At 65.6% G+C, this 22,667-nt stretch carries 15 protein-coding genes and 1 tRNA gene; 9 read left to right on the forward strand and 7 right to left on the reverse strand.

Annotated features, from left to right (window positions below; genetic code table 11):
• The first annotated feature begins 10 nt into the window (after nt 1–10).
• The 3 genes from fucP to ACCQ12_RS07775 are packed head-to-tail and all read left to right on the forward strand — an operon-like array spanning nt 11 to nt 3,506.
• Complete coding sequence (gene fucP / locus ACCQ12_RS07765; RefSeq protein WP_372383313.1) at nt 11–1,321, forward strand: L-fucose:H+ symporter permease; 1,311 nt, start codon at nt 11–13, stop codon at nt 1,319–1,321.
• Entirely contained in the window at nt 1,318–2,304 is a 987-nt protein-coding gene (locus ACCQ12_RS07770) for a carbohydrate kinase family protein (RefSeq protein ID WP_166743232.1), read from the forward strand. Before fucP ends, ACCQ12_RS07770 begins: the two co-directional genes overlap by 4 nt.
• Nucleotides 2,301–3,506 (forward strand): AGE family epimerase/isomerase, encoded by a 1,206-nt coding sequence (locus ACCQ12_RS07775; RefSeq protein ID WP_166743231.1) that lies wholly within the window; start codon nt 2,301–2,303, stop codon nt 3,504–3,506. The genes ACCQ12_RS07770 and ACCQ12_RS07775 overlap by 4 nt, the downstream gene beginning before the upstream one ends.
• A 130-nt stretch (nt 3,507–3,636) precedes the next feature.
• Here the strand turns inward: ACCQ12_RS07775 and metH are convergent, their stop codons facing one another.
• From metH to ACCQ12_RS07790, 3 genes are all read right to left on the reverse strand, one after another.
• Nucleotides 3,637–6,390, reverse strand: coding sequence for a methionine synthase (gene metH / locus ACCQ12_RS07780; RefSeq protein WP_372383314.1), 2,754 nt, complete (start codon nt 6,388–6,390; stop codon nt 3,637–3,639).
• Between the two features lie 241 nt (nt 6,391–6,631).
• The gene (locus ACCQ12_RS07785) at nt 6,632–7,771 is read right to left on the reverse strand and encodes a homocysteine S-methyltransferase family protein (RefSeq protein WP_372383315.1); all 1,140 of its coding nucleotides are present in this window, start codon (nt 7,769–7,771) and stop codon (nt 6,632–6,634) included.
• A complete protein-coding gene (locus ACCQ12_RS07790) occupies nt 7,768–8,763 on the reverse strand; it encodes an ArsR/SmtB family transcription factor (protein ID WP_372383316.1) in 996 nt (331 codons plus the stop codon). Before ACCQ12_RS07790 ends, ACCQ12_RS07785 begins: the two co-directional genes overlap by 4 nt.
• Before the next feature lie 123 nt (nt 8,764–8,886).
• On the opposite strand from ACCQ12_RS07790, the gene ACCQ12_RS07795 reads away from it, so the two are divergent.
• Both ACCQ12_RS07795 and ACCQ12_RS07800 read left to right on the forward strand, forming a co-directional pair.
• Nucleotides 8,887–10,035 (forward strand): acyl-CoA dehydrogenase family protein, encoded by a 1,149-nt coding sequence (locus ACCQ12_RS07795; protein WP_184386988.1) that lies wholly within the window; start codon nt 8,887–8,889, stop codon nt 10,033–10,035.
• A gap of 332 nt (nt 10,036–10,367) precedes the next feature.
• On the forward strand, nt 10,368–11,891 hold the full coding sequence (locus ACCQ12_RS07800) for a platelet-activating factor acetylhydrolase IB subunit (RefSeq protein WP_372383317.1): 1,524 nt from the start codon (nt 10,368–10,370) through the stop codon (nt 11,889–11,891).
• A 265-nt stretch (nt 11,892–12,156) separates the two neighbouring features.
• Here the strand turns inward: ACCQ12_RS07800 and ACCQ12_RS07805 are convergent.
• A tRNA-Leu gene (locus ACCQ12_RS07805) sits at nt 12,157–12,243 on the reverse strand.
• A gap of 120 nt (nt 12,244–12,363) precedes the next feature.
• Between ACCQ12_RS07805 and rnr the strand changes: the two genes are divergently transcribed.
• The 4 genes from rnr (at nt 12,364) to ACCQ12_RS07825 (ending at nt 19,990) form a co-directional block, all read left to right on the forward strand.
• A complete protein-coding gene (gene rnr, locus ACCQ12_RS07810; protein ID WP_372383318.1) occupies nt 12,364–14,910 on the forward strand; it encodes a ribonuclease R in 2,547 nt (848 codons plus the stop codon).
• A gap of 126 nt (nt 14,911–15,036) precedes the next feature.
• Entirely contained in the window at nt 15,037–15,510 is a 474-nt protein-coding gene (locus tag ACCQ12_RS07815; RefSeq protein ID WP_104580031.1) for a GFA family protein, read from the forward strand.
• Nucleotides 15,511–15,949: 439 nt separating this feature from the next.
• The gene (gene rlmB / locus ACCQ12_RS07820; RefSeq protein ID WP_039412860.1) at nt 15,950–16,699 is read left to right on the forward strand and encodes a 23S rRNA (guanosine(2251)-2'-O)-methyltransferase RlmB; all 750 of its coding nucleotides are present in this window, start codon (nt 15,950–15,952) and stop codon (nt 16,697–16,699) included.
• A gap of 258 nt (nt 16,700–16,957) precedes the next feature.
• Nucleotides 16,958–19,990: a diguanylate cyclase domain-containing protein gene (locus ACCQ12_RS07825; protein ID WP_372383319.1), complete on the forward strand. Its 3,033-nt coding sequence runs from the start codon at nt 16,958–16,960 to the stop codon at nt 19,988–19,990.
• Between the two features lie 220 nt (nt 19,991–20,210).
• Here ACCQ12_RS07825 and rnt read toward each other — a convergent pair whose 3' ends face one another.
• The 3 genes from rnt to pstB all read right to left on the reverse strand — a co-directional run bounded on the left by rnt (nt 20,211) and on the right by pstB (nt 22,661).
• Nucleotides 20,211–20,852, reverse strand: a complete 642-nt coding sequence (gene rnt, locus ACCQ12_RS07830) for a ribonuclease T (RefSeq protein WP_104580033.1) — start codon at nt 20,850–20,852, stop codon at nt 20,211–20,213.
• Nucleotides 20,853–21,009: 157 nt separating this feature from the next.
• The gene (gene phoU, locus ACCQ12_RS07835) at nt 21,010–21,720 is read right to left on the reverse strand and encodes a phosphate signaling complex protein PhoU (protein WP_039412869.1); all 711 of its coding nucleotides are present in this window, start codon (nt 21,718–21,720) and stop codon (nt 21,010–21,012) included.
• 110 nt (nt 21,721–21,830) lie between these two features.
• Complete coding sequence (gene pstB, locus ACCQ12_RS07840; RefSeq protein ID WP_039412872.1) at nt 21,831–22,661, reverse strand: phosphate ABC transporter ATP-binding protein PstB; 831 nt, start codon at nt 22,659–22,661, stop codon at nt 21,831–21,833.
• Between the last annotated feature and the right edge of the window lie 6 nt (nt 22,662–22,667).

Genomic DNA, 22,667 nt, shown 5'->3' on the forward strand with positions numbered 1-22,667 from the left:
GGCAACTCCTATGGTTTCCCTTTCCACGCAATCCACTGTGCCAAGCGGCAACAAGGCGCCCGTCAACAACGGCGTCGCGTTGTCGGTGGTCACTACGATCTTCTTCATGTGGGGCTTTCTCACCTGCCTCAACGACATCCTGATCCCGCATCTCAAAGCGGTGTTCGCGCTCAACTTCGCCCAGGCGATGCTGGTGCAGTTCACCTTCTTCGGTGCGTATTTCCTGATGTCGCTGCCGGCCGGTTGGCTGGTGAACCGGTTGGGCTACAAGCAGGGCATCGTGGCCGGGCTGGCAGTGGCGGCGGTCGGCGCACTGGGCTTCTGGCCGGCGGCGGAGTTGCGTGTCTACGGCGCCTTCCTGGGCGCGCTGTTCGTGCTGGCGACCGGCATCACCATCCTGCAGGTGGCGGCCAACCCGTATGTCGCATTGCTGGGTCCGGAGCGCAGTGCCTCCAGCCGGCTGACCCTGGCGCAGGCGCTCAATTCACTGGGCACCGCGATCGCGCCGCTGCTGGGCGGTTGGTTGATCCTGTCCAACACGGTGATGAGCAGCGATGCGCTCAAGGCGCTGCCGGAACCCGAGCAGCTTGCCTACCGCGTGCAGGAAGCGCAGGCAGTGCAGGGCCCGTACATCGGCCTGGGCGTGGTGCTGTTCCTGCTGGCGATCTTCGTGTTTCTGTTCCGCCTGCCGGCATTGACCGACGCTGGCGCGCAGAAGGAAGAAAGCAAGCATTCGCTGCTGGATGCGCTGCGCCACCCGCATGTGCGCTTCGGGGTGCTGGCGATCTTTTTCTATGTCGGCGCAGAAGTGGCGATCGGCAGCCTGATGGTCAATTACTTCTCGTTGCCGGAGATCGGCGGTTTCACCGAGCGCGAAGCGACCAAGTACGTCTCGGCCTACTGGACGCTGGCGATGATCGGCCGTTTCATCGGCTCGGCACTGCTGGCCAAACTGTCGCCCCGCGTCCTGTTGTCGGCGTTCGCGGCGATCAACGCACTGCTGCTGGGCGCCACCATGGTCAGCGGCGGCATGCTGGCGGTGTACGCACTGGTGGCGATCGGCCTGTTCAACTCGATCATGTTCCCGACCATCTTCACCCTGGGCATCGAGCGCCTCGGCCCGCTGACCGGGCGTGCGTCGAGCCTGTTGATCATGGCCATTGTCGGCGGTGCGATCGTGCCGTATCTGCAGGGCCTGCTCGCAGACCGGATCGGCCTGCATGAGTCGTTCGTGCTGCCGCTGGTGTGCTACCTGTACATCGTGTTCTACGGTATCTGGGGCTCTCGTCTGCGTGGCGCATTGGCGGAGGCGCACGCATGAGCGCTGTCAAGAACCAGGTGATCTGCTTCGGCGAGGCCTTGATCGACATGCTGGCCTTGCCACAAGCCAGCAGCGACGACGCGCGCACGTTTGCGCAATATGCGGGCGGCGCACCGGCCAACGTGGCCGTCGCTGTCGCCAAGCTCGGCGGTGCGTCCCATTTTGTCGGCATGCTCGGGCGCGACATGTTCGGCGACTTCCTGCTGCAGAGCCTGCAGCAGGCCGGTGTAGCCACTGGCGGCATCGTGCGCACCGATCAGGCCAAGACGGCGCTGGCGTTCGTCGCGTTGGACGAGGCGGGCGAGCGCAGTTTCAGTTTCTACCGGCCGCCTGCAGCGGATCTGCTGTTCCGTCCCGAACATTTTGCTGCCGATGGCTTCGCGCAGGCGGCGGTGCTGCATGTGTGCTCCAACAGCATGACCGAGCCGGAGATTGCGCAGTGCACGCTGGACGGCATGCGCCGCGCGCGCGCCGATGGCGCCATCGTCAGCCTCGATCTCAACCTGCGCCCGATGCTGTGGCCGCAGGACGTGAACCCGGCGCCGGTGCTGTGGGAGGCGTTGGCCCTGGCCGATGTGGTCAAGCTCTCGCGCGAAGAACTCGACTATCTGGCCGGCACGCTGGACGGCGATGCCAGTGCAGTGACGCAGAAGCTGTGGCAGGGCAACGCGACCTGGCTGCTGGTCACCGATGGTGGCGGCCCGGTGCACTGGCAGACCCGCACCGATTCCGGCCAGGTGCCGGCGTTCACCGTGCAGGTGCGCGATAGCACTGCTGCGGGCGATGCGTTCGTGGGTGGGCTGCTGTTCCAGCTGGCTGCGCGCGGCACCACGCTGGCGCAATTGTGCGGCGATACCTCGGCGATGACCGAGGTGATCCGGTTTGCTGCCGCCGTCGGCGCATTGGCGGTCACGCGCAAGGGCGCGTTCGCCGCAATGCCCGGCATCGATGACGTCCATTCTCTGATCCAGGAACAAGCATGAGCCCGTTGCCCGCATCCCCCGCACCCGATTTCCGCTCGGCCGATGTCCTGCGCCAGCACATCGCCGACACCATGGCGTTCTACCACCCGCGCGCGATCGACCCGGCCGGTGGCTTTTTTCAGTATTTTCGCGATGACGGCTCCATCTACGACGCCGGCCACCGGCATCTGGTGAGTAGCACGCGCTTCGTCTTCAATTACGCGATGGCCTACCGCGAGTTCGGCAACGCCGAGTACCTGGAGGCGGTGCACCACGGCCTGGATTACCTGCGCAACGTGCATCGCAATGCGGCGACCGGCGGTTATGCCTGGACGCTGCGCGATGGCGTGGTGGAAGACGACATGAACCACTGCTACGGCGTTGCGTTCGTGCTGCTGGCGTATTCGTGCGGGCTGAAGGCCGGCATCGCCGAAGCCCGCACGTGGATGGACGAAACCTGGCAGCTGCTGGAGAAACACTTCTGGGAGCCGGAATTTGGTTTATACCGCGATGAAGCGGACGCCCAATTCAACTTCACCACGTATCGCGGCCAGAACGCCAACATGCATATGTGCGAGGCGATGATCGCCGCGTATGAGGCCAGTGGCGAGCAACGTTATCTCGACCGTGCGCTGCAGTTGGCCGACAACATGACGCGCCGTCAGGCCGCCAAGGCCGATGGCCTGGTATGGGAGCACTACGACCCGCAGTGGAACATCGATTGGGACTACAACCGCGATGACCCCAAGCACCTGTTCCGCCCCTGGGGCTTCCAGCCAGGCCATCAGACCGAATGGGCCAAGCTGCTGATGCTGCTGGACCGCTACGCGCCGGCCGACTGGTTGTTGCCGACCGCGCAACATCTGTTCGATGTGGCGGTGGAACGCTCCTGGGATGCCCAACGCGGCGGGCTGTATTACGGCTTCGCACCGGACGGGCAGGTCTGCGACGACGACAAGTACTTCTGGGTGCAGGCCGAATCGCTCGCCGCTGCCGCATTACTGGCCCAGCGCAGTGGCGAGGATCGCTACTGGCAGTGGTACGACAAGCTGTGGGACTACGCCTGGAAACACATGATCGATCACCGCTACGGCGCGTGGTATCGCATCCTGGACGCGGACAACCGCAAGTACAGCGACGAGAAGAGCCCGGCCGGCAAGACCGATTACCACACCATGGGCGCGTGCTACGAGGTTCTGAACGTGCTGCGGCCAGCAGCTTGATGCTGGTGTAATCCGGCAGCGCGGTCGAAGGTTGGCGGCTGCACCGTAGGAGCGCACCCGGGCGCGACAGGGCTTTACTGGTAACGCCCTGTCGCGCTCGGGTGCGCTCCTAAGGTGTTTGCGGCGGCCCTTACTCCGGGTCGTAATCCAGATTCGATGCCAGCCAGCGTTCTGCCAAGGCCAGCGTGATCCCCTTGCGCTTGGCGTAGTCGGCCACCTGTTCCTTGCCCAGGCGCCCGACCACGAAATACTGGCTCTTGGGATGGCTGAAGTAATAGCCGGACACCGCGGCGGTAGGCAGCATCGCGAAACTTTCGGTCAGCGTCATCGTGGTGTTCTGCTCTGCATCGAGCAGGTCGAACAGCGTGCGTTTTTCGCTGTGTTCCGGGCAGGCCGGGTAACCGGGGGCAGGACGAATGCCGCGATAGCGCTCGGCGATCAAGGCGTCGTTGTCCAGGCTCTCGTCGTCCGCATAGCCCCAGAACTCGGTACGCACCCGCTGATGCAAGCGCTCTGCCAGTGCTTCGGCCAGGCGATCGGCCAGCGCCTTGAGCAGGATCGAATTGTAGTCGTCGTGCGCGGCTTCAAAACGGGCCACATGCGGGTCGATGCCGATGCCCGCGGTGACCGCGAAGGCACCGATCCAGTCCTGCACACCGCTGTCCTTGGGCGCGATGAAATCGGCCAGGCAGAAATCCGGGCGGTCGATGGGTTTGTCGACTTGCTGGCGCAAAAAATGCAGGGAACGGGGAATGGAGAATCGGGAATGGTCGAGCGCGGGAGCATCGCTTTGTGATTCCCGACTCCCGATTCCCGATTCCGCCGCTTCGGTCAGGACGACGACGTCATCGCCCACGCTATTGGCCGGCCATAGCCCAAACACGGCCTTCGCCGTCAGCCACTTCTCGTCGACGATCTGCTTGAGCATGCGGCGTGCGTCGCGATACAGCTCGCTGGCCTGGGTGCCGACGATCTCGTCGCTGAGGATGGCCGGGAACTTGCCGGCCAGCTCCCAGGCCTGGAAGAACGGGGTCCAGTCGATCAGCTCGACCAACTCCTGCAGCGGGTAGTCGTCGAAGACGTGCAGGCCCGGCTGGCGTGGCGCGGGCGGCACGTAGCTGTCCCATCCGCCATCGAAGCGTTGCGCACGCGCCTTTTCCAGCGACACCAGTCGCTTGGCATCGCCACGGTTGCGATGGCGGGCACGGATCTCGGCGTAGTCGGCGTCGTTGGCGGCCACGAACGCCTGACGCAGGTCGCGCGAGATCAGCGATTGCGCAACGCCGACCGCACGCGAGGCATCTTTGACCCACACGGTGGGCGCGGTGTAGTGCGGGTCGATCTTCAGCGCGGTATGCGCGCGCGAGGTGGTGGCACCGCCGATCAAGAGCGGGATCTCGAACCCCTGGCGCTGCATCTCGCGCGCCACATGCGACATCTCTTCCAGCGACGGCGTGATCAGGCCCGACAGGCCGATCAGGTCGGCATTTTCTGCGCGTGCACGATCCAGGATCACCTGCGCCGACACCATCACGCCCAGGTCCACCACATCGAAGTTGTTGCAGGCCAACACCACTCCGACGATGTTCTTGCCGATGTCGTGCACATCGCCCTTGACGGTGGCCATGATGATCTTGCCATTGGACCTGCCGACATCGCCGGTGCGCAGTTTTTCCGCTTCGATGTAGGGCAACAGATACGCCACGGCCTTTTTCATCACGCGTGCGGACTTGACCACCTGCGGCAGGAACATCTTGCCTGCGCCGAACAGGTCGCCGACCACGTTCATGCCGTCCATCAGCGGGCCTTCGATCACATCCAGCGGGCGGGTGGACTGCTGACGCGCTTCTTCGGTATCGGTGTCCACGTACGCATCGATGCCGTGCACCAATGCATGCGCCAGGCGCGCGCGTACCGGCTTGTCGCGCCAGGCCAGGTCTTCGGCTTTCGCCGCACCCTTGGTGCCCTTGTAACGCTCGGCGATCTCCAGCAGGCGCTCGGTGCCGTCCTTGCGCCGGTTGAGGATCACATCCTCCACGCGCTCGCGTAGCTCAGGGTCCAGATCGTCGTAGATCGGCATGCCGCCCGCGTTGACGATGCCCATGTCCATGCCGGCCTTGATCGCATGGAACAGGAACACCGAGTGGATCGCCTGGCGCACGTTTTCGTTACCGCGGAACGAGAACGAGACATTCGACACGCCGCCGGAGATATGGCAGTGCGGCAACGTGCGTTTGATTTCACGGGTGGCTTCGATGAAGTCCACTGCGTAGTTGTCGTGTTCTTCGATGCCGGTGGCGACGGCAAAGATGTTCGGGTCGAAGATGATGTCTTCCGGCGGGAAGCCGACCTGCTCGGTCAGCACGTTGTAGGCACGCGTGCAGATTTCCACCTTGCGTGCGCAGGTGTCCGCCTGGCCCACCTCATCGAAGGCCATCACCACCGCGGCGGCGCCATAGCGCAGCACCTTGCGTGCCTGCTCGATGAAGACCGCTTCGCCCTCCTTGAGCGAGATCGAATTGACCACGCTCTTGCCTTGCAGGCATTTCAGGCCCGCTTCGATCACCGTCCACTTGGACGAATCGACCATCACCGGGATGCGCGCGATATCCGGTTCGGACATGATCAGATTGAGAAAGCGGGTCATCGCCTTCTCGGAATCGATCAGGCCCTCGTCCATGTTGACGTCGAGGATCTGCGCACCATTGGCCACCTGTTGGCGCGCCACTTCCACCGCTTCTTCATAGCGCTCTTCCTTGATCAGCTTGCGGAACTGGGCGCTGCCGGTGACGTTGGTGCGCTCGCCGACGTTGATAAACAGCAGGTCCGGGGTGATGACCAGCGGTTCCAGGCCGGACAGGCGGGTGTAGCGGGGAGTGCTCATGCAAGGCTCTGCTGGAGGTTGGCGCCGCGATCAGTCTGGATGTGTTGGTGTTCGTGACCAAACGAGGGGGCGCGATGGAATGCGTCCCTCATCCGGCGCTGCGCGCCACCTTCTCCCGCAGGCGGGAGAAGGGGAGGGCGCTGCGCCTGGAGTGTCTCCGTGCCAAGCCACGCCATGCTGTGTCCTTCTCCCGCCTGCGGGAGAAGGTGCCCGAAGGGCGGATGAGGGCGTGCCTGCCGCATCACGCCGCCAGCTCCTGCGCGCCAGGCAATTGCCGCGGTGACAGATCCGCCACCGCTTCGGCGATGGCGCGGATGTGATCGGGCGAGGTGCCGCAGCAGCCGCCGACCAGATTGAGCAGGCCGGCCTGCGCGAATTCGCGCAAGGTGTGCGCCATCTCTTCCGGCGTTTCGTCGTACTCGCCGAATGCATTCGGCAAGCCGGCATTGGGGTGCGCGCTGACGTAGGCATCGGCAATCCGCGCCAGCGTCTCCACATGCGGGCGCAGGTCCTTCGCGCCGAGCGCGCAGTTCAGGCCCACCGACAACGGCCGCCCATGCGCAACCGACGCATAGAACGCCTCGGCCGTCTGGCCGGACAAGGTGCGGCCGGAGGCGTCGGTGATGGTGCCGGAGATCATCACCGGCAAGCGCCCGCCGCGCGCCTCGAAGACTTCTTCGATGGCGTACAGCGCGGCCTTGGCATTGAGCGTGTCGAAGATGGTTTCCACCATCAGCGTGTCGGCGCCGCCGTCGATCAGGCCTTCGATCGCCTCGCGGTAGGTCTGCCGCAGCGCATCGAAGCTGGTATTGCGATACCCGGGGTCGTTGACGTCCGGGCTGATCGACGCTGTGCGACTGGTGGGGCCGAGCACGCCGATGACAAAGCGCGGCTTGTGCGGTGTCAGCGCCTCGACGGCATCGCAGCATGCGCGCGCCACCTGCGCGCCGGCCTTGTTCAATTCGTACACCAGATGTTCCAGGTGATAGTCGGCCTGGCTCACCGAGGTGGCGTTGAAGGTGTTGGTTTCCAGCAGGTCGGCACCGGCGTCCAGATAGGCGCGGTGAATGCCGGCAATGATCTCCGGGCGCGTCAGCAGCAGGAGATCATTGTTGCCTTTCAGGTCATGCCCTTCCGGCGCGTGCGCGTGATCGCATCCCGGGCCATGCACGTGCGCGCTGTCGTAGCCGTCGGCAAAACGCGTGCCGCGGTAATCCGGTTCCTGCAGGTCGTGGCGCTGGATCATGGTGCCCATCGCGCCGTCGATGATGAGGATGCGCGCGCGCAATGCGGCCGTGAGCGAGGCAGCGCGCTCGGGGTGCAGCCACGGCAATGCAAACGGGATTGGGGATTCGGGATTGGGGATTCGCGCGTGCGTCATGGCCCGGTTCTCCTCGCCGCAGTGTCTTTGTTTTCCACCAATCCCGAATCCCGAATCCCGATTCCCGGCTTCACCGCAATCAACGAGATCACCTCGAAATGCGGCGGACGTTTTTCGCGCGTCACCGTCTCCAGGCTGGACACCTCCAGATCCGCCTTCTCGACGAACCTGCGCAGTTCCTTGGCGGCAAAACCGAGATTGACATGGCCGTAGGCATGCACCGCGGCGCGATGTTCGTGCTTGGCCAGGCTGCACAGCAGCAGGCGGCCGCCGGGGCGCAGCACGCGCGCCGATTCGGCCACCGCCTGCGCAGGCTTTGCGGCGTAGGTGAGCGCATGCATCAGCACCACCAGGTCGAAGCTGGCATCGGGGAACGGCAGCGCATGCATGTCGCCCTCGCGCACTTCCACGTTGCGCAGCTTGCGCAGGCGTTCGCTGGCGGCGGCGACCACGCGGGCACTGGTGTCGATGCAGATGTAGCGGGTGGCGTGCGGGGCCACCAGTTCGGCCAGTACGCCGTCGCCGGAGGCGATGTCCAGCACGTCGCCGGTTTCCAGCAGGGGCAGGGCGGTGCGCGCCAGTGCCTCCCAGGTGCGGCCGGGCGAGTAGTGGCGCTCCATGTCACCGGCGACCGAATCGGCCCAGTTCTGGTCGGCGGCGCGGTTGGCCAGCACCGCCGCCACGCGCTCGGCGTCCTGGCGCAGCAGCGGATCGTCGCTGCCGGTGCTCAGCGCCAGCCACAGCGCCCGTTGCGCCGGGTCCAGTGACACTTCGTCGAAGCGGTAGTACGCCGACACGCCGGCGCGGCGGTCGCGCACCAGCCCGGCTTCCTTGAGCTTGGCAAGGTGGGTGGACACGCGCGGCTGGGCCAGTCGGGTAATGGCCGACAGCTCGGCCACGGTGAGTTCTTCCTGTTCCAGCAAGGCCAGCAGGCGGACTCGGGTAGCGTCGGCGAATACTTTCAGGCGGGCCGACCAGTCTTCCAGATCCATGAATATCTCTATATCGCGATATGGAGATATTTTCGGCCGGGCGGGGTGTGGGGTCAACTACATACGCATGCGAATGGTTGTGGCTACAATGGTCGCTCAGCCAATACCCGGGAGGGGTCGAACGTGGATTTCAGCTTTACCGAAGAACAACTGATGATCCAGGACGTGGCCCGCCGGATCGCCCAGGAAAAGATCGCCCCCAGCGCCGAGCAGTTCGACCGCAGCGGCGAATTCCCGCTGGAAAACATCCAACTGCTGGGTGAGAACGGCCTGATGGGCATCGAGGTACCGGCCGAGTACGGCGGCGCCGGCATGGACCCGATCAGCTACGCACTGGCGATGATCGAAATTGCCGCCGCCGACGGTGCGCACTCCACCATCATGTCGGTCAACAATTCGCTGTTCTGCACCGGCATCCTGAAGAACGGCACCGAGGCGCAGAAGCAGCTGTACGTGCGCGCGATTGCCGAAGGCACGCACATCGGTGCCTTCGCGCTGACCGAGCCGCAGTCTGGTTCGGATGCCTCGGCGATGCGTTGCCGCGCGGTCAGGCAGGCCGATGGCAGCTTCGTCATCAATGGTAAGAAGAGCTGGATCACCTCCGGCCCGGTGGCCAGGTACATCGTGCTGTTCGCGGTGACCGAACCGGACAAGGGCTCGCGCGGCATCACCGCGTTCATGGTCGATACCGAGCGTGCCGGCTTTCACCGCGGCAAGACCGAGCCCAAGCTCGGCATTCGCGCCTCGGCCACCTGCGAGATCGAGTTCGCCGACTACGTCGCGCAGCCTGACGAGGTGCTGGGCCAGGAGGGAGCGGGCTTCAAGACCGCGATGAGCGTGCTCGATGCCGGGCGTATCGGGATCGCGTCGCAGGCCGTGGGCATCGCGCGCGCCGCCTATGAAGCCACGCTGGCGTATGCGAAGGAGCGTAAGGCCTTCGGCGCGGCGATCGGCACTTTCCAGATGACCCAGGCCAAGATTGCCGACATGAAGTGCAAGCTGGATGCAGCCTTGTTGCTGACGCTGCGCGCGGCCTGGCTCAAGGGGCAGGGCAAGTCATTCGGCACCGAAGCGGCGGTCGCCAAGCTCACCGCCTCCGAGGCAGCGATGTGGATCACCCACCAGGCCGTGCAGATTCACGGCGGCATGGGGTATTCCAAGGAAATGCCGCTGGAGCGCTACTTCCGCGATGCCAAGATCACCGAAATCTACGAAGGCACCTCGGAGATCCAGCGTCTGGTGATCGCACGCAGCGAAACCGGCCTGCGCTGAGCGGCCGGTTCCGGCAGCGCGCCGCCGGTTGCCGACTCCATTGGCCCGAGGTGCGCAGCGCTCGATCCAGTGCTTGATTTAGGCGATTGCTTCCCACTGCCAGGTAGGAGCGCGCTCGCGCGCGATGAAGCGTTATCGATAACGCTTCATCGCGCGCAAGCGCGCTCCTACGCCAACGTGAGCGGTCTGCGATCAGAGATGTGTCGTGCCAGTGGCCTGGCGTCGACACATCACAAGCACTCGCAGCCTTACATGGCGGTGGCTGTGTCCACGCTTGTGGTGCGCGGCGCGCGCGGATCACAATCGTGGCTTCTCCAGCCTCTGGTGCGCGCATGCTCCGGTCCTTGCACGCTGTGTTTCCTCGCCTTTCGCTATCCGCCATCGCGCCCGCACTGGTGTGTTGGGGGCTGCTGCTGGTCTGCCCCGCAGCGAGCGCGCAGACGCCGCCGCCGTCGATCATCCCCACCGATCGCCTGCAGGAGCCCTGGTGGGCGCAGCGGCATGCGCAGGTGCTGGAGCAGGTCAGGCAGCATCCGGAAACCAAGCTGCTACTGGTCGGCGACTCGATCACCCAGAACTACGAAAAATCCAAGGCGCCGGACGAAGACTTCCAGCCGACCTGGCAGACCTTCTACGGCAGCCGCGGCGCGCTCAATCTGGGCTTCAGCGGTGACGGCACCGAAAACGTGCTGTGGCGGCTGGCCAATGGCGAAGTCGACGGGCTGCAGCCCAAGGTCGCGCTGGTGCTGATCGGCACCAACAACACCGGCCATCTCGGCCAGGGCGCGGAGCAGGCTCAGCTCGGCATCGATGCGGTGGTTGCCGCGCTCGAACAGAAGCTGCCGCGTACCCACATCCTGTTGTTGAGTGTGCTGCCCAGCGGGGTTTCTGCGGAAAAATCGCGTCGCGACGCCCAGGTCAACCAGGGTCTGGCAGTGCGTTACGGCGACAACCCGCGTGTGACCTACCTGGATGTGAGCGCGGTGTTTCAACGTGCCGGCACGCTGCGCACCGAGCTGTTCTACGACACGCGCTTCCATCCTGCCGCCGGTGCCCTGCATCCGGACACCCAGGGCCAACGCATGCTGGCCGAGGCGATCGAACCCACGCTGGCGCGGCTGTTGGGGGAGGCGCCGGTCAAGCCGGTGGCCGAGCTCGGCCGCGACGTGGCGACCTCGCTGCTGCCGGTCGATTGGCTGGAACAGGACTCCTACGACTGGTACGCACGCCACCATGCCGCACTGGCTGCCGCGCGTACGCTCAAGCCGGAGGTGGTGATGATCGGTGATTCGATCACCCACTTCTGGGCGGGCCCGCCGCAAGCCACGCGCGTCAGCGGGCCGGCGTCGTGGCAGTGGTTGTATGGCAAGCGGCCGGTGCTCAACCTGGGCTTCGGCTGGGATCGCACCCAGAACGTGTTGTGGCGTATCCGCCAGGGCGAACTCGACGGCCTGGATCCGCGCTGGGTGGTTGTGCATATCGGCACCAACAACCTCACCGGCACCGCGCAATCGCGCGCCAGCACGCCTGCCGAGGCAGCACAAGGCGTCGAAGCGGTGGTGGGCGAAGTGCGCCGTCGTCTACCCAACAGCAAGCTCATCCTGATGGCCATCATGCCGCGTGGCCGCTCTGCCGGCGATCCGCAGCGTGCTCCGATTGCCGAAACCAACCGCTTGCTGCGCACGCGGTATGCCAGTGACCCGGCGGTGCGCCTGGTCGATATCGGCCCACAGCTGCTGCAGCCCGACGGCAGCCTGCCCGAAGTCCTGATGCCCGACGGCACCCATCCCAGCGAGGCCGGCTACCGGATCTGGGCACAGGCACTGCGCGCGGCGGGGGTGACAGCGGTTCCGTGATCGAACGACCGGCAGCTTGCGTGCTGCGGGCGCTGCCGGCGTCGACGCGGATGACGACAGCGAATGTATCGCCGCACACGCGTGAACGATTGCCCGTGGTGACGTGCCGGTTGAGTGGTTGCGCTGCGCAAAGTGATTGCGATGACCATGGTCAATCGTGATACCGGGCCTCAGAACAGCGAGCGGCGCGGCAGCGACCAGGGCCCGGCGTTTTCCGTAGCCCAGAAACCAGAAGACCCCCGATCGCTCGGAGGTCTTTTTAAACTGGTGCCCAGAAGAGGACTCGAACCTCCACGAAGTTGCCCCCGCTAGCACCTGAAGCTAGTGCGTCTACCAATTCCGCCACCTGGGCAGGTGAGCCGCGAATTTTGCAGACTCCCGGCGGGCTTGTCAACAACTTGCCTGCATCGATTGCCATGAACGGGCCGCCGTTGCCGCCCACGTCAGGACCGCAAGGGGTACCATTAGGGCAATGACAAAGAAAAACACTCCAGATTCCGATCGGCCGAGTCGCCGCAAATCCACCGGCGCAGCCGAGTCCAGCACCGCCGAACAGCAGAAGTTGCCAGGCTGGATGCCGGACTTCCTGGTTCGCGCTGCCGCCGGTGCATCGACCAAGGCCGCCAACAAGCGCGCTGCCGATAAAGCCTCCGGCGTAGCCTCGCAGCCGTCGGACGCGCTGCCCATGCCGGCGGCTCCCCGCGCACCGCATCCGCGCAAGAGCGGGCCTGCCGCGCCGCTGCCGGAACGTTTCCAGAACGAGGCCGCCCAGCAGAAAGAAGTCCAGGCCGGCAATGCCGGGTTCAAGGACCCGCATGCCGATCGTGAGGCGCTGCGCTACGCCGAGCCCATTGCCAGCCGCGAGGCCATCCTGCAGTTGCTCGATGCCTGCGACGGCCCGCAGACCGCTGAAGAGATCGCCGACAAGCTCAACCTGAGCGATCGCATCGACGCGCTGGGCAAGCGCCTGGCCGCAATGGTGCGCGAGGCGCAGCTGGTGCAGAACCGCCGTGGCGGCTACGCGCCGGTGCAGCAGACCAGCCTGATTGCCGGTGTGGTGATCGCCAATCCGGAAGGCTTCGGCTTCCTCAAACCGGACGAGGGCGGCGACGATCTGTTCCTGCCGCCGTTCGAGATGCGCAAGGTCATGCACGGCGACCGCGCGCTGGCCAACGTCACCGGCATCGACCGCCGCGGCCGTCGCGAAGGCGCGATTGCGCGCGTGCTCGAGCGCGGCATGTCGCGCATGCTCGGGCGTTTTTTCTACGAACATGGCGTGGCGTACGTCGACCCGGACGACAAGCGCATCCAGCGCAACGTGCAGATTGCGCCGGATGGTATCGGCGAGGCGCGCGAAGGGCAGTTGGTGGTGTGCGAGCTGATCGCGCCGCCGGACGCGCGCCGCCCGGCGATCGGCAAGATCATCGCGGTGCTCGGCGACAAGCTCACCCCGTCGCTGGTGGTGGAAATGGCCATCCACGGCCATGAGCTGCCGCACGAATTTCCGCAGGAAGTGCTGGACGAAGCGGCTGCCGTGCCGTTGGTGGTCGAGCCGCAGATGATCGGCGGGCGGGTGGATCTGCGGCAGATGCCGCTGGTCACCATCGATGGCGAGGATGCCAAGGACTTCGACGACGCGGTGTATTGCGAACCCAATGCCGACGGCTTCCGTCTGGTGGTGGCGATCGCCGACGTGTCCAACTATGTGCGTCCTGGCACGCCGCTGGACGACGAGGCGCAAAAACGCGCCACCTCGGTGTACTTCCCGGGATTCGTGGTGCCGATGCTGCCGGAGACATTGTCCAACGGCATCTGCTCGCTGATGCCCAAGGTCGACCGCATGTGCTTCGTCTGCGACATGCAGGTGGGGCGCGATGGCGAGGTGACCGGCTCGCGGTTCTACGAAGCGGTGATGAACTCGCACGCACGCCTGACCTACAACCAGGTCTGGAAGGCGGTTGGCGAAGACGACGCCGATACCAAGGCCTTCATCGGCCCGTTGCTGCCGCAGGTGCAGCGCCTGCACCAGCTGTACCACGTGCTGTCCAAGGCCCGCACGCAGCGCGGCGCGATCGAGTTCGAAACCTCCGAAGTACGCTTCGTGCTCGACAACACCGGTGAGGTGACCCAGGCCGGCATGCTGGTGCGCAACGATGCGCACAAGCTGATCGAAGAGTGCATGATCGCCGCCAACGTCGAGGCGGCGCGCTATCTGCTGAGCATGCATGTGCCCGCGCCGTACCGCGTGCATGAGCGCCCGCCGGAGAGCAAGTACGAAGACCTGCTGGAGTTCCTCAAGGAGTTCCAGCTCAGCCTGCCGGCGTGGAGCAAGGTGCGCCCCGGCGACTACACCAAGCTGCTCAAGAAGGTGCGCGCGCGCCCGGACGCGGCGTTGCTGGAGTCGGTGCTGCTGCGCAGCCAGAGCCTGGCGGTGTATTCGCCGGAGAACAACGGTCACTTCGGTCTGGCGTTGGAGGCGTACGCGCACTTCACGTCGCCGATCCGCCGTTACCCCGATCTGCTGGTGCACCGCGCGATCAAGCATGCCTTGACCGGGGCCAGCCCGGACAAGTTCATCTACACCCCGCGGCAGATGTCGGCGCTGGCGCTGCAGTGCTCCGAACGCGGACGCCGTGCCGACGAAGCCGAGCGCGAAGTGGATGAGCGTTATCGCGCCGCCTGGATGGAAAAGCACGTCGGTGGCCAGTTCGACGGCGTCATCAGTGGCGTGACCGGTTTTGGTCTGTTCGTGGAATTGACCCAGTCCAAGGTCAATGGCCTGGTGCACGTCACCCAGTTGCCGCAGGACTATTACCAGTTCGACCCGATCCGCAAGACGCTCAGTGGCGAGCGCCGCGGCCGCGAGTTCCGCCTGGGCGATCCGGTACGCGTGCTGGTGCTCAAGGCCAGCATGGAAGAGCGCAAGATCGACTTCCGTCTGGCAGAGGATGGCGCAGCACCCGAAGCGCCGCTGCCGCCACGCGAGAAACCGGCCAAGCGCAGGAAAAAGGCCAATTGAAGTCGGCGTTGCGGGCGGTCGAACGGGCCGCTCGTAACGTGCCGACGCGGTAGTGCAGGCTGGTGGCTCGTGGCGAGCGCTGGGGCTGCCGTGATATCCGTTGCAAGCTGAGAAGCGGGGCGCAGGATGAACAGCTCTTCCGAATACAGCGGTGGTTGCCAATGCGGCGCCGTGCGTTTCCACGTGCGCGGCGTGCTCGATGACGCGTCGATCTGCCATTGCCGGATGTGCCAGAAAGCCTTCGGGGCGTATTACGCGCCATTGGTGTCGGTGCGCGGCAGCGCGTTCCGCTGGACCCGCGGCGAGCCCAAGCGCTTCGCCTCATCGTCGATGGTACAGCGCGGTTTCTGCGCCGATTGCGGCACGCCGCTGACCTATGAAGCACCCGACGGCGTGGCGATCGCAGCCGGCGCATTCGACACGCCGGAGCGCTTGCCTCCGCACATCCAGTACGGCCTGGAGCGCAAGCTGCCGTTTGTCGATGCGTTGGCGCAGTTGCCGACACGACGCACGGAAGATGATGCCGCCGCAGAAGCATTCCAGGCTTCGCTGGTCTCGCGGCAGCATCCGGACCACGACACCGAGCGGTGGCCGGTGTAAGTAACGGCCCAAGGTCAACTTGCATCCAGGTGCCATTCCACGTTGCCAGCAACGTGGCGCGGTTCGCTGCAGTCGTTGGCACTGCGCGAGCTGCAAACCTTGCAAGGACATGCGGAGCACCGATGTGTTGGCGTGCCGCAGCCAACCCGGCACAACGGTTGCCGAGTTTTCCGTCGCGGGCCAGGGGCGCGGCTCGCCAGTAACAACTGCGGCAGCGCGAGATTCAACAGCCATCGCCGTGGTTCGGGCTGCGGCAGACGTGCAGGGGCTGATGTAGTTGCCCTCCGCGTGTTGTCGCCAGCCACGCGCCACTGCAACCGGCATCAGCGGCATCGCCGCCCGGCGTTTTGGCGATCGTGTGCAGGCGATCCACGCCCGGCCGTGACGTGGCAGGCCGCAGGCCCTACCATTCCCCCACATTTCTTCGTATGCCCGCGCAATGAGCAAGCAGAACCAGTGGATCGTCGGCGTCAACGCTGTCGCCTCGTCCGTCGAGAACGACGCCGACAACGTGCGCGAGGTCTTGATCGAGGCCGGCAGCAAGAACCCGCGCCTGACCGAGATCGAGGAACAGGCGCGCCGCAAGGGCATCGACGTGCGCCGGGTCAATACCCAGGCGTTGGACGGCGTGGGTGGGCAGGTCCGTCACCAGGGGGTGGCGGCACGCTACGCCGCCGCGCGCCTGTGGGCCGAGAACGAGCTGGAAGGGCTGGTCGAAGCGGCGCAGGGGCGTGCGCTGGTGCTGGTGCTCGATGGTGTGCAGGACCCGCATAACCTGGGCGCCTGCCTGCGCAGCGCCGCGGCTGCCGGTGTCACTGCGGTGGTCATCCCCAAGGACAAGTCGGCCACGGTGAACGCCACCGTGCGCAAGACCTCGGCCGGCGCCGCCGACCGCATTCCGGTGGTGGCGGTCACCAACCTGGCGCGCTGCCTGCGCGATCTGCAGAAGCAGGGCGTGTGGCTGTACGGATTGGCGGGCGAGGCCGATGCCTCGTTGTACAGCGTGGACCTGCGCGGCAATGTCGGGCTGGTGCTCGGTGGCGAGGCCGATGGCCTGCGCCGTCTCACCCGCGAGCACTGCGATGGCTTGGTCAAGATTCCGATGCCGGGCGATATCGAGAGCCTGAACGTGTCGGTGGCAACCGGTGTGACCCTGTTCGAGGCCGTGCGCCAGCGGCTGGGCGCCTGAAGGCAAGCGGCAAGGTGAGCCAACGGCACCCTATGGCTTCTGCCGCAATCGCTGACGGCGGCAGCTGACACCATCGCGTAGCTGCGTGGTCCGACGCCGCGATCTGCGCAGATTGCGGCGTTCCCGTGACTGGCGCAGCGACAAAGGAGGCGCGGCAACGCCGTCATAGCAGGCGTTTCGGTACCAGGCCGGTGACCCGCTCAGCGCGCCGGGCGCTTTTTGCCTACCATATCGTCAGTAAACGGTATGTCATGTCTGATGAATCTTGGGGTGGGCGCCCGCGGCAAGGGCGAGAACGGGGACGCCGACCTGGCGTCGGCACGACGGTATTGGCAGTGGCGGCACTGGCTTGGTGTCGGCCTCTGCCTGTTGTTCGCAGTGTCTTGTGCCGCAGCGATCGCCGCGCCGGCCGGCACGGCGTCGTTGCGCAATTACGCGATCGACAGCTGGAGTTCGCGCAACGGCCTGCCGCACAACTCGCTGCGCGACATTGCCCAGACCCGCGACGGTTATCTGTGGTTCGCCACCTGGGAAGGCCTGGTGCGCTACAACGGCCTGGAATTCAGCGTGATCGATCGCAGCACGCGTCCGGGGCTACCCGATAACGGCGTCGGTGCGCTGTATGTGGATCGCGATGGCGCGCTCTGGCTCAGCGATGCGCGCGGCAATCTGGTGCGTCACGGTGCCGACGGGCAGTGGCGGCAATGGCAACGCACGGGGCAATGGCCGCAGGCGCTGATCCATGCGATGACCATGGATTCGGATGGCCGCATGTGGCTGTTGTTCGAAGGCCACGGGCTGGGATGTCTGTGGCCGGATGGACGCTTCGACTATTTCCCGCCGCGTGACGGCGTGCCGCTGCAGAGCAGTTTTCCGCGCATGCTGTTCGACGGCCAGGGTCGCTTGTTGATCGGCACGCTGGATGGCTTGATCTATCGCGAGCCGGATGGACGCATGCACCGCGCGCCGGCGGCCTTCGGTCTGCCGCCGGGCCTGGCGTGGCCTTATCGCGCGCCGGACGGCACGGTGTGGGTAGTTGCCGGCGAGCAGCTGTTCCGCCTGCACGACGAGCGGGCAGTGCTGGTGCACCGGCTGCCGGGGCAGGGCCATTTCACCGCGATGCTGCAGGACCGCAATGGCGACCTCTGGCTGGGCAGCGAAAACCAGGGCCTGCTGCGGATCGGCAGTCATGGCGTGGAGCATCTGGCAGCAGGCCGCAGCCTGCCCACCGGGCGGATCGTCAGCCTGCGCGAAGATGCCGAAGGCAGCATCTGGGTGGGTGCCAACGGTGGCCTGTTTCGGCTGCGCGAGACCTTGTTCAGCAGCTACAGCCAGCGCGATGGGCTGAGCGGCGACTATGCGCGCGCGGTGCTGGAAGACCGCGATGGCAGCCTGTGGATCGCCAGTACTGCTGGTCTGGACCGCATGCTGCTGGATGGCCGAGTCGTGCCGGTGCCGGTTGCCACACCGTCGGGGCGGCGGCTGTCGGTGCTCAGCCTGGCGCTGGACCGGCATGGCGACCTGTGGGTCGGGACCTACGCCGACGGGGTCTTCGTGCTGCGCGATGGTCGCGTCTTACGGCATTACGGCGACGCCGAAGGCATTCCCAGCGGGCATATCCGTGCCATCGCGGTCGATGCGCAGGATGTGGTGTGGCTGGCGACGCAACGCGGCGTCGTGCGATTGGTGGAGGGCAAGCGCGTGCCGGTGACGGTCCAGGGCCTGCCCGATGGCGTGGTGACCGCGTTGGCCAGTATCGATGGCGCGCTGTGGATCGGATCGGTCGATGGCGCGGCAGTGTTGCGCGACGGCACGCTGCGGCAACTGGACCTGGAACGCCTGGGCGGCGCGCGCAGCGTGTTCGGCTTTCAGTCCATTGGCGATGCGGTGTGGATATCCACCGATCGCGGCCTGTACCGCGCACGCGGCGGCAGCCTCGCACGCGTGGGTCTGGAGCAGGGCATGCCGGTGGACACGGTGTTCCAGCTCGTCGAGGACCGCGTCGGCAACGCGTGGATCAGCAGCAACCGTGGCATGTTGCGGACCGGATTTGCCGCGCTCAATGCGGTTGCCGATGGGTACGGCACGCTCGCCATCGAGCGTTATGGCGAGATCGATGGCATGGGCAATGCGCAGGCCAACGGCAGTTCCGGCCCCAGCATGATCGAACGTGCGGACGGGTCGGTCTGGGTGGTCACCGCTGGTGGCGTGAGCACGGTCGATCCCGCGCGCCTGCAGCGGTTTCGCGAACGTCGTCCGCCGCCGGCGTTGATCGAAAGCGTGCAACAGGATGGCCGCCCGCTGGCATGGCGCCAGCAGGCGCAGCTGCCTGGCGGTTACCGGCTCAATGTCTCGTATGCGGGCATGAGCTTTCTGCTGTCCGAGCGCATCGAGTACCGCACCCGTCTGGACGGCCTGGACAATGTCTGGATCGCGCGCGGCCGGCAGCGCAGCGTGGAATTCATCGGCCTGCCGCCGGGCCACTACACCTTGCGTGTGGCCGCACGTCACCCGGGCGGCGCGTGGAGCCCGCAGGAGGCGCGCTGGACCTTCGACGTGCTGCCGCTGTGGTGGCAGCGCCACGATGTGCGCATTGCGGCGGCGCTGGGCGCGCTTCTTGCGCTGACCCTGCTGTACCGGGTGCTGTTGCATCGCTACAAGACCCACAACGCGCGCCTGGCCGAACTGGTGCGCAAGCGCACCCAGGATTTGCAGATGCAGGCCCAGCGTCTGCTGCAGGCCAATCAGGAAAAGAGCGAATTGCTGACCCGCCTGCGCATCAAGTCCGACGTGTTCGAGCGCCAGGCGCACGAGGATGTACTGACCGGGTTGCCCAACCGCCGCCACTTCGACGAAGCACTGGCGCGCGACATCAGCCGCGCACGGCGCAGCGGGCGCCCATTGGTGCTGGCGATCCTGGATATCGATCATTTCAAGCGCATCAACGACCGGCATTCGCATGCCAGTGGCGATGCGGTGTTACACGAGGTGGGTGCATTGCTCACCGCCGCCGCACGCGCCTCGGATCTGCCCGCCCGTCTTGGCGGCGAAGAGTTTGCGCTGCTGCTGGCCGACACCGCATTGCACGATGCACAGGCGCTGTGCGAACGCATTCGCACGCGCTTCCATGCGCGCAGCGACTGGGGCGGCGTGGAAGGGCTGCAGGTGACCTTCAGTGCCGGGCTGACCGCACTGCGCGATGACGACACCGGCTCATCGTTGATGCAACGCGCCGACCAGGCGCTTTACCAGGCCAAGAGCGCGGGGCGCGACCAGATCTGGGTGGGTTAGAGGCCGGGATTGCGGATTGGGGATTCGTGAAGCGCTGCGTCCGCGCTTCTCTGTCGCGGACGGAAGACCTGAGCCTTGCAGGGAATAGGCCTCCCATCCGACGGCGAGTGCATGCCTGCATGAGACGACGCGAGTTGCATGTCGGCCACTGTTCGTAGCGCAAGCGGGAACGATCGCGCAGCCCGGACATGGCGCGCTCCCGCCAATCCCGAATCCCGACCTAAACAGGCCCCGGCCAGGCATTGGCAATCGTGCAGAACAGCCGCGCGGTCTGCTCGGTGTCGTAGACCGCGCTGTGTGCATCGGCCGTGTTCCAGTCCAGACCCGCAGCCTGCGCGGCACGCGCCAGCACGGTCTGGCCATAGGCCACGCCGGCCAGCGTCACCGTATCGAACACGCTGAAAGGATGAAACGGATTGCGTTTATGCCCCACGCGCGCCACTGCCGCGTTGAGGAAATTCAGATCGAAATGCGCGTTGTGGCCGACCAGGATTGCCCGCTGGCAGCCGTACTTCTTCACCGCGGCGCGTACCGGGGCGAAGACGTGGTCCAAGGCGTCCTTTTCCTGCTTGGCGAAGCGGAAGGGATGGTCGAGCACGATGCCGGTGATTTCCAGCGACTTGGGGTCGATCTCCAGCCCGGGCGCCGGCACCAGATGCGCGCTGGCAGTCTGCCCCGGGAAGAAGCGGCCCTCGTCATCCATTTCGATCGGCACGCAGGCAATTTCCAGCAAGGCGTGCCGGTTCCAGTCGAAGCCGCCGGTCTCCACGTCCACCACGACGGGCAGATAGCCGCGGAAGCGCCGCGACATGGGCAGGATGGCGCGGGCAGGCTGTGGGTCGACCGGTTCGTTCATCCGCATAGCCTAGCAGGTCACACCCCGGGGCTCGACGGCGCGAGGCGCGCCTTGCGTGCGCCTTTGGTCTGGCGCGTCGGCGACCGGCCTGCCATTGCAGCTCACAAGGCGTTCCGGCAGCTGCCGCCAGCAAGCGGCCGCTGTCGCGCAGGACCGCCAGCGCTCAGATGACGCCCGTACTGCTGGTGTCGTCGCGCTTGAGGCGTGGCGGCAACGGCTGTTCGCCATGCACCAGAAACCAGACGTTTTCGGCGATGTTGGTGGCGTGGTCGCCGATGCGTTCCAGGTTCTTGGCCATGAACAGCAGATGCGTGCACGGGGTGATATTGCGCGGGTCTTCCATCATGTAGGTCAGCAACTCGCGGAACAGCGCGGTGTACTGCGCATCCAGCCGTGCGTCTTCGTCGCGCACGCGGATCGCGGCATTGGCGTCCTTGTCGCGGTACGCCTGCACCGCCGCGCGCACCGCATCGGCCGCCATCTGCCCGAGCGCGCGCAACCCCACCGTCTGCGGCAACGGTGGCGCCGAGTTCAGCGCAATCGAGCGCTTGGCCACGTTGGCCGCATAATCGCCGATGCGTTCGATATCGGCCGGGATGCGCAGGCCGGCCAGGATCTCGCGCAGGTCGCGCGCCATCGGCCCGCGCAATGCCAGGCGCATCACGTCGTGGCTGATGGCATGTTCCAGCGCGTCGATCGCCTCGTCGTTGACCACGATGCGGTGTGCGGCGTGGTCGTCGCGCCGTTCCACCACGTCCAGTGCCGCCTCCAGCTGCGCCACCGCCGTGTCGCCCATGCGCACGATCTCGGCGACAAGACGGTGCTGCTCCTCGTCGTAGCTTTTGACGATATGGTCGTTGAGGTGCTGGTTCATTGTGATCTCGATTACATGGCCGTGGTGGATGTCTGCCACCCCGCCGATGCGCTGGGCAAGGCAGGTGACGGAGCTGCTTCAATGCGGGCGTTACGGTGCGTCGCCTTGCATCACCCGAACCGGCCGGTGATGTAGTCCTCGGTCTGCTGCTTGGAGGGCTGCGAAAAAATGGTCTCGGTGCGGTCGTGCTCGATCAGGTCGCCCAGATACATGAAGGCGGTGTAGTCGGAAACGCGGGCGGCCTGTTGCATGTTGTGGGTGACGATCACGATGGTGTAGTCGCGCTTGAGCTCTTCCACCAGTTGCTCGATACGGCTGGTGGAGATCGGGTCCAGCGCCGAGGTCGGTTCGTCCAGCAGCAGCACGTCCGGGCGCAATGCCACCGCGCGTGCGATGCACAGGCGCTGCTGCTGGCCGCCGGACAACCCCAGCGCGCTCTGTCCCAGCTTGTCCTTGACCTCGTCCCACAGCGCGCCCTGGCGCAACGCCTGTTCGACGCGGTCCTGCATGTCGGCCTTTGACAGTTTTTCGTGGTGGCGGATGCCGTAGGCCACGTTCTCGAAGATGGTCATCGGGAACGGCACCGGCTTCTGGAACACCATGCCCACCTTGCTGCGCAGGCGGTTCATCGGGTACTTCGGCGACAGGATGTTTTCGTTGTCCAGCAGCACCTCGCCGCGCGCTTCCATCTTCGGGTACAGCGCGTAGATGCGGTTGAAGATGCGCAACAGGGTCGATTTGCCGCAGCCGGAAGGTCCGATCAGCGCGGTGACGCGCTTTTCCGGGATTTCGATGTTGATGCCCTTCAACGCGTGATACTTGTCGTAATAGAAATCCAGATTGCGTGCGGCCACCTTCACCGGCGCCTGCGCCGTTGGCGCCCCCTTTGCGGCCGGAACAGCGATGCGGTGCATCGGCGTGGCGTTTTGGAGATCGTTCATGTCGGG

This window comes from Xanthomonas sp. NCPPB 1068 (genome assembly GCF_041479385.2).
GTDB lineage: Bacteria > Pseudomonadota > Gammaproteobacteria > Xanthomonadales > Xanthomonadaceae > Xanthomonas > Xanthomonas cannabis.